The sequence below is a fragment of the Streptomyces sp. NPDC043726 genome, assembly GCF_056436565.1.
Genome location: NZ_JBWKCI010000007.1, coordinates 572,580 through 579,683, shown reverse-complemented (window position 1 = coordinate 579,683; position 7,104 = coordinate 572,580). Strand labels below are relative to the sequence as shown.

The window sequence follows — 7,104 nt, the reverse complement described above, 5'->3', positions numbered from 1 at the left end:
CCCGAGCCGCCAGGGCCCCAGCCCTCAGAACCCCAGCCGCCGCAACTGCTTCGGATCCCGCTGCCAGTCCTTCGCCACCTTCACATGCAGGTCCAAGAACACCGGCGTGCCCAGCAGCGCCTCGATCTGCTTGCGGCTCTTGATGCCGACTTCCTTCAGGCGCTTGCCCTTGGGGCCGATGATGATGCCCTTCTGGCTGGGGCGCTCGATGTAGACGAAGGCGTGGATGTCGAGGAGGGGCTTGTCCGCCGGGCGGTCTTCCCGGGGGAGCATCTCCTCGACCACGACCGCGATGGAGTGCGGGAGCTCGTCCCGGACGCCCTCCAGGGCCGCCTCGCGGATCAGTTCCGCGATCATGACCTGCTCGGGCTCGTCCGTGAGGTCGCCCTCGGGGTACAGCGCCGGGCCCTCGGGCAGCATCGGGATCAGCAGGTCCGCCAGCAGGTCGACCTGCTTGTTCGCGGTCGCCGAGACCGGAACGATCTGCGCCCACTCGATGCCCAGCTCCTTGCCCAGCTGGTCGATCGCGATCAGCTGCTCGGCGAGGGCCTTGGAGTCGACGAGGTCCGTCTTCGTCACGATGGCGACCTTCGGGGACTTCTTGATCCCCGCCAGCTCCTTCGCGATGAAGCGGTCGCCGGGGCCGAGCTTCTCGTTCGCCGGAAGGCAGAAGCCGATCACGTCGACCTCGGCCCACGTCGTCCGGACCACGTCGTTCAGCCGCTCGCCCAGCAGCGTCCGCGGCTTGTGCAGCCCCGGGGTGTCCACCAGGATCAGCTGGGCGTCCGGGCGGTGCACGATCCCCCGTACCGTGTGCCGCGTCGTCTGCGGCTGGTTCGCGGTGATCGCCACCTTCTGCCCGACCAGAGCGTTCGTGAGGGTGGACTTGCCCGCGTTGGGACGGCCCACGAAGCAGGCGAAGCCGGCGCGATGGGGGGCCTCGGACGGCTGCTCGGATGACTGGGTACGAACGCTCATGCCGACCATTCTCCCTGATCCCCGGAGCGGCGCCGCACCGTGAGCTCCCGGAAACCCTCACGCAATGAAACGCCCCCGAAACACACCGGTACACGTCCGGAAACGCACACCCGTGAATCTCTGACGGACCCCCACCCCGTTGGAGACCACCGTGCCTCTCGCCGCGCAAGGAATCGACACCGGCGACACCGCCTGGCTGCTCGCCGCCACCGCCCTCGTCCTGCTGATGACGCCGGGCCTCGCCCTGTTCTACGGCGGCATGGTCCGCACGAAGAGCGTCCTCAACATGCTGATGATGAGCTTCGTGGCGATCGCCCTGGTCACCGTGGTGTGGCTGGCCGCCGGGTACTCCCTCGCCTTCGGGGAGGACGCCGGCGCCGGGCTCATCGGCGGGCTCGACCACCTCGGCATGTCCGGCATCGGACCCGACAGCGTCAAGGGCACCGTCCCCACCGTCCTCTTCGCCACCTTCCAGCTCACCTTCGCGATCATCACGGCCGCCCTGATCAGCGGCGCCGTCGCCGACCGCGCCAAGTTCGGCGCGTGGCTGGTCTTCGTCCCCGTGTGGGCACTGCTCGTATACGTTCCGGTGGCCCACTGGACCTGGGGCCCGGGTGGCTGGATCCTGAACCACCTCGGCGCCCTGGACTTCGCGGGCGGCCTCCCCGTCGAGATCACCTCCGGCGCCTCGGGCCTCGCCCTCTGCCTGGTCCTCGGCCCACGGCTCGGGTTCAAGAAGGACGCGATGCGCCCGCACAACCTGCCCATGGTGATGCTCGGCGCCGGTCTGCTCTGGTTCGGCTGGTTCGGCTTCAACGCCGGTTCCGCCCTCGGCGCGAACGGCCTCGCCGCCGCGGCCTTCCTCAACACCCTCGCCGCCGGCTGCACCGGCCTGCTGGGCTGGCTCTTCGTCGAGCAGCGGCGGGACGGCCACCCCACGACCCTCGGCGCCGCCTCCGGCGCGGTCGCGGGCCTGGTCGCGATCACCCCGTCCTGCGGCTCGGTCTCCCTGCTCGGCGCGCTGGTCGTCGGCCTCACCGCGGGCGTCGTCTGCTCCTGTGCCGTGGGCTGGAAGTTCAGGTTCAACTACGACGACTCCCTGGACGTCGTCGGCGTCCACCTGGTCGGCGGCGTCATCGGCACCGTCCTGATCGGCGTCTTCGCCGTCGCCGAGATGACCGGCGGCCCCGAGGGCCTGCTGTACGGCGGCGGAGTCGGCCAGCTCGGCAAGCAGCTCGTCGCCGTGGTGGCCGTGGGGGCGTACGCCTTCGCCGTGTCGTACGGCCTCGCCAAGCTCATCGACAGGACCCTGGGCTTCCGCGCCAGCGAGGAGCAGGAGCACACCGGCCTGGACCTTACGGTGCATGCCGAGAGCGCATACGATCACGGCGTCCTGGGCCACGGCGCCCCGGTCTCCGCGTCCGTCTCCACCCCTCAGAAGGCCAAGGCATGAAGCTCATCACCGCGATCGTCAAGCCCTACCGACTCGACGAGGTGAAGTCGGCGCTCCAGGAGCTGGGCGTGCACGGCCTGACCGTGACCGAGGCGAGCGGCTACGGCCGCCAGCGCGGCCACACGGAGGTGTACCGCGGCGCCGAGTACCAGGTCGACCTGGTGCCCAAGGTCCGCATCGAGGTGGTCGTGGAGGACGCCGACTCCGACGCGGTGATCGACGCGATCGTGAAGGCCGCGCAGACCGGCAAGATCGGCGACGGCAAGGTCTGGGCGCTGCCCGTCGAGACCGTCGTACGCGTGCGGACGGGTGAGCGCGGCCCCGACGCTCTCTGAGGAGCCGCGCCCACCCGCGCGCCGCTGATCAGCGGATCAGTCGAAGACGAACGGGCCCGGTGCCTGCGGTGCCGTCGCCGTGCAGGTGATGGTGATGCCGAAGACGGTCATCGTCAGCGAGCCGCCGAAGGCCTCCAGGCTGTCGCCGGAGGCCACGGTGCCGGGCAGCGGGCCCACCTGGACCGGGTCGCCGGCGGCCATCGCCGGGTTCTCGGTGGCGGTGAACACGGTGGTGCCGCCGCCCGCCTTCACCAGGGTGAGGGTGGAGGTGATGGAGTCCGCGCCGAGTCCGATCGGCGCGGTGATGGCGGAGGAGTTGAGGGTCATGGTGGCGGCCGTCCCGTCCTGCGTGGCCGTCAGGGTGGCCGCGCCGCCGCCGAAGCTGCCGCAGTCGGCGTCGATGGTGGCCGTGGTGGGGGTCACGGCCGCGGCGGTGGGCGCGAGCACGAGTCCGGTCAGGGCGAGCGTGCCGGCCGCGAGTGCCGCACCGGTGCCTGAGCGTGTACCTCTCATGGGGTCGGGTTCCCTTCGGGTGTGGGGGGACCGACGGCCCGTCCTCGGCAGGTGGGCGCGGACACACTGCGGGAGGGCCGAATCTGACGGTCCGTCGGAACGTACGGTCCCATTGATGCGCGAGAGGCGACCGCCGACAAGGATGAAATCCGGACTACTCCGTTTTCAGACCGCTACTCCGCGGCCACGGTGAGCCGCACCGCACCGTCCGGCCCCGCGAGCAGCACCGGCGTCCCCGCCCCGCCCAGATCCCGTACGGCCGCCAGGTCCTCGGCCGCCGCGCTCTCCGCCTCGGTCACCACCGCCGCCGCCTCCAGCGACTTCGCCCCGGACGCCACGGCCATCGCCACGGCCGTACGCAGCGCGCTCAGCTTCAGCGAGTCCAGGTCCACGGTCCCGGCGACATACGTACGGCCCGTGTCGTCGCGTACGGCGGCACCCTCGGGCACACCGTTGCGGGCCCGCGCGGAACGGGCCAGGGTGACGATCTTGCGGTCCTCGGGGTCAAGCGCGTTGCTCTCGGTCATGCCCCGAGCATACGAAGTGCCCGTCAGGACCGGTCCAGGCGGAGGCGTTCGGCGCGGGGCAGACCGGCGACCACCAGGTCGTAGGAGTCCTCGACGAGCTCGCGGACCGTCCGGTCGGGGAGACCGCCGTCCACGGTCACCGTGTTCCAGTGCCGCTTGTTCATGTGGTACCCGGGGACGATCAGGCCCTCGTGCTCGGCGCGCAGCCGGATCGCGTCCTCGGGGTCGCACTTGAGGTTGACCGTCAGGGGCCGCGCGTCCAGGTTCGTCAGCGCGAAGAGCTTGCCGAGCACCTTGAAGACCGAGGTCTCCGGGTTGAACGGGAACTCCTCCACCACGGCGTTGAACGAGAGGCAGAACTCGCGCAGCTCCTGAGGGGTCACTCGTCCTTCGCCTCTTCCTTCGAGGTCGCCACCGGCTCCACCAGCACGGTCACGATCTTGTTCCGGCGGCCCGCCGCGGCCTCCGCGGTCAGCCGCAGCTCCCGCTCGTCGGGCAGTTCCACCCGGGCCGAGGCACCGGCGATGGGGACCCGGCCGAGCGCCTTGGCGAGGAGTCCGCCGACGGTCTCCACGTCCTCGTCGTCGTACTCGTCGAGGCCGTACAGCTCGCCGAGGTCGGTGATGTCCAGCCGCGCGGTGACCCGGTAGCGGTCCTCGCCCAGCTCCTCCACCGGCGGCAGCTCACGGTCGTACTCGTCGGTGATCTCGCCGACGATCTCCTCGAGGATGTCCTCGATGGTGACGATGCCCGCGGTGCCGCCGTACTCGTCGATGACGACGGCGACGTGGTTGCGGTCCTGCTGCATCTCGCGCAGCAGATCTCCGGCGTTCTTGGTGTCGGGCACGAAGGCGGCGGGGCGCATCGCGGTGGACACCAGCTCGCTCTCGGCGTCCCGGCTGATGTGCGTCTTGCGGGCGAGGTCCTTGAGGTAGACGATCCCGACGACGTCGTCCTCGCTCTCGCCGACGACCGGGATGCGCGAGAAACCGGACCTCAGGGCCAGGGTCAGGGCCTGGCGGATGGTCTTGTAGCGCTCGATCACGATCAGATCGGTCCGCGGGACCATGACCTCCCGCACGAGGGTGTCGCCGAGCTCGAAGACCGAGTGCACCATCCGGCGCTCCTCGTCCTCGATCAGGGACTCCTTCTCGGCGAGGTCGACCAGCGCGCGCAGCTCCGCCTCGGAGGCGAAGGGGCCGCGACGGAAGCCCTTGCCGGGGGTGAGGGCGTTGCCGATGAGGATCAGCAGGGACGGGATCGGGCCCATGATCCGGGCCAGCGGCACCAGGACGTACGACGCCGCCGTCGCGGTGTTCAGCGGGTGCTGACGGCCGATGGTGCGCGGGGAGACACCGACGGCGACGTAGGAGACGAGCACCATCACGCCGATCGCGGCGAGCAGCGCCTGGGTGGTGCCGTCGATCTCGTTCAGACAGGCGTACGTGACCAGCGCGGCGGCGGCCATCTCGCAGGCCACGCGGACCAGCAGCGCGACGTTCAGATAGCGCGTCGGGTCGGCGGCGACCTGCTCGAGCCTGGCGCTGCCGCGCCGGCCGGAACGGACGGCTTCCTCGGCGCGGAAGCTGGACACACGGGCCAGGCCCGCCTCCGCGCAGGCGGCGAGCCAGGCCACGACGACCAGCGCGATGGCGCCGAGGACGAGTTGCGGGCTCATGAGACGGTCGGAGCCGGGGAGGGACCGGTCAGGCCCTTCTCCGCGCGCCAGCCGTCCACGATGGCCGCCTGGAGGCCGAACATCTCGGCCTTCTCGTCCGGCTCCTCGTGGTCGTAGCCGAGCAGGTGCAGCACACCGTGGACGGTGAGCAGTTGGAGCTCCTCGTCCATGGTGTGCTGCGTCGGGGCGTCCTCGCCCTGCTTCTTGGCGACCTCCGGGCAGAGCACGATGTCGCCGAGCAGCCCCTGCGGCGGCTCGTCGTCGTCCTTGCTGGGCGGCCGCAGCTCGTCCATCGGGAAGGACATGACATCCGTCGGCCCGGGCAGGTCCATCCACTGGATGTGCAGCTGCTCCATGGCGTCGGCGTCCACGACGATCACCGAGAGCTCGGAGAGCGGGTGGATGCGCATCCGCGCGAGTGCGTAGCGGGCGATGTCGAGGATCGCCTGCTCGTCGACCTCGGTTCCGGACTCGTTGTTGACGTCGATCGACATGGTGCTGGTCTGTCTACTTCCGCTTGTTGCGGCCGCCCTTGTGGGTGCCGTTCTCCGTGCCGTGGTGGCTGTCGTACTTCTCGTACGCGTCGACGATACGGCCGACCAGCTTGTGCCGTACGACATCGTGGGACGTGAGACGCGAGAAGTGGACGTCGTCGAGGCCCTCGAGGATGTCCTGCACCTGCCGCAGACCGGACTTGGTGCCGTTGGGAAGGTCGACCTGGGTCACGTCACCGGTGATGACGATCTTCGAGTCGAAGCCGAGACGGGTCAGGAACATCTTCATCTGCTCGGGGCTCGTGTTCTGGGCCTCGTCCAGGATGATGAAGGCGTCGTTCAGGGTACGGCCGCGCATGTACGCCAGGGGCGCGACCTCGATGGTCCCGGCCGCCATGAGACGGGGGATCGAGTCCGGGTCGAGCATGTCGTGCAGCGCGTCGTACAGCGGGCGCAGGTAGGGGTCGATCTTCTCGTACAGCGTGCCCGGCAGGAAGCCGAGGCGCTCGCCGGCCTCCACCGCGGGGCGGGTCAGGATGATGCGGTTGACCTGCTTGGACTGCAGGGCCTGCACCGCCTTGGCCATGGCGAGGTAGGTCTTGCCGGTACCGGCGGGGCCGATGCCGAAGACGATCGTGTGCTTGTCGATCGCGTCGACGTACCGCTTCTGGTTGAGGGTCTTCGGGCGGATCGTGCGTCCGCGCGAGGAGAGGATGTTCTGGGTGAGCACCTCGGCGGGGGTCTCGGGAGAGCCCTCGCCGTTCTCGCTCGCCCGGAGCATGGCGATCGAGCGTTCCACTGCGTCCTCCGTCATCGGCTGTCCGGTGCGGAGCACCAGCATCATCTCGTCGAACAGGCGCTGGACAAGGGCGACTTCCGCTCGGTCGCCGACCGCGCTGATCTCATTGCCCCGGACATGGATGTCGACCGCCGGGAAGGCCTTCTCGATCACACGCAGGAGGGAGTCGCCGGACCCCAGCACGGTCACCATGGGGTGCTGGGCGGGGACGGTGAACTGTGCTCTCGCCTGCCCCTGCGCGGGTGTGTGAGTGGGTGTCTGAGTCATGGGCCGGCTCTGTAGGCCTTGCTCGTCCTCCTCGATACGGTGCGTCCGCCACAGGGGCGG

Annotated in this window: 9 protein-coding genes; 2 read left to right on the top strand and 7 right to left on the bottom strand. The window is 69.9% G+C overall.

The window, feature by feature from the left end; genetic code table 11:
• Window positions 1-24 precede the first annotated feature (24 nt).
• Window positions 25-978, bottom strand: coding sequence for a GTPase Era (gene era, locus AC068Z_RS23195; RefSeq protein ID WP_478558588.1), 954 nt, complete (start codon window positions 976-978; stop codon window positions 25-27).
• Between the two features lie 151 nt (window positions 979-1,129).
• Between era and AC068Z_RS23190 the strand changes: the two genes are divergently transcribed.
• Complete coding sequence (locus AC068Z_RS23190) at window positions 1,130-2,431, top strand: ammonium transporter (RefSeq protein WP_478558585.1); 1,302 nt, start codon at window positions 1,130-1,132, stop codon at window positions 2,429-2,431.
• Entirely contained in the window at window positions 2,428-2,766 is a 339-nt protein-coding gene (locus AC068Z_RS23185; protein ID WP_363160165.1) for a P-II family nitrogen regulator, read from the top strand. Before AC068Z_RS23190 ends, AC068Z_RS23185 begins: the two co-directional genes overlap by 4 nt.
• Window positions 2,767-2,802: 36 nt before the next feature.
• Here the strand turns inward: AC068Z_RS23185 and AC068Z_RS23180 are convergent, their stop codons facing one another.
• From AC068Z_RS23180 to AC068Z_RS23155, 6 genes are all read right to left on the bottom strand, one after another.
• Window positions 2,803-3,279 carry a hypothetical protein gene (locus AC068Z_RS23180; protein ID WP_478558580.1) on the bottom strand — a complete coding sequence of 159 codons (477 nt, stop codon included), beginning with the start codon at window positions 3,277-3,279 and terminating at the stop codon, window positions 2,803-2,805.
• 173 nt (window positions 3,280-3,452) lie between these two features.
• Entirely contained in the window at window positions 3,453-3,806 is a 354-nt protein-coding gene (locus tag AC068Z_RS23175) for a cytidine deaminase (protein WP_478558577.1), read from the bottom strand.
• Window positions 3,807-3,829: 23 nt separating this feature from the next.
• Window positions 3,830-4,189 (bottom strand): MmcQ/YjbR family DNA-binding protein, encoded by a 360-nt coding sequence (locus AC068Z_RS23170; protein WP_478558574.1) that lies wholly within the window; start codon window positions 4,187-4,189, stop codon window positions 3,830-3,832.
• Window positions 4,186-5,484: a hemolysin family protein gene (locus AC068Z_RS23165; RefSeq protein ID WP_478558571.1), complete on the bottom strand. Its 1,299-nt coding sequence runs from the start codon at window positions 5,482-5,484 to the stop codon at window positions 4,186-4,188. Before AC068Z_RS23165 ends, AC068Z_RS23170 begins: the two co-directional genes overlap by 4 nt.
• The gene (gene ybeY / locus AC068Z_RS23160) at window positions 5,481-5,978 is read right to left on the bottom strand and encodes an rRNA maturation RNase YbeY (RefSeq protein WP_451723849.1); all 498 of its coding nucleotides are present in this window, start codon (window positions 5,976-5,978) and stop codon (window positions 5,481-5,483) included. The genes AC068Z_RS23165 and ybeY overlap by 4 nt, the downstream gene beginning before the upstream one ends.
• Before the next feature lie 13 nt (window positions 5,979-5,991).
• On the bottom strand, window positions 5,992-7,044 hold the full coding sequence (locus AC068Z_RS23155; protein WP_478558566.1) for a PhoH family protein: 1,053 nt from the start codon (window positions 7,042-7,044) through the stop codon (window positions 5,992-5,994).
• Window positions 7,045-7,104 lie beyond the last annotated feature (60 nt).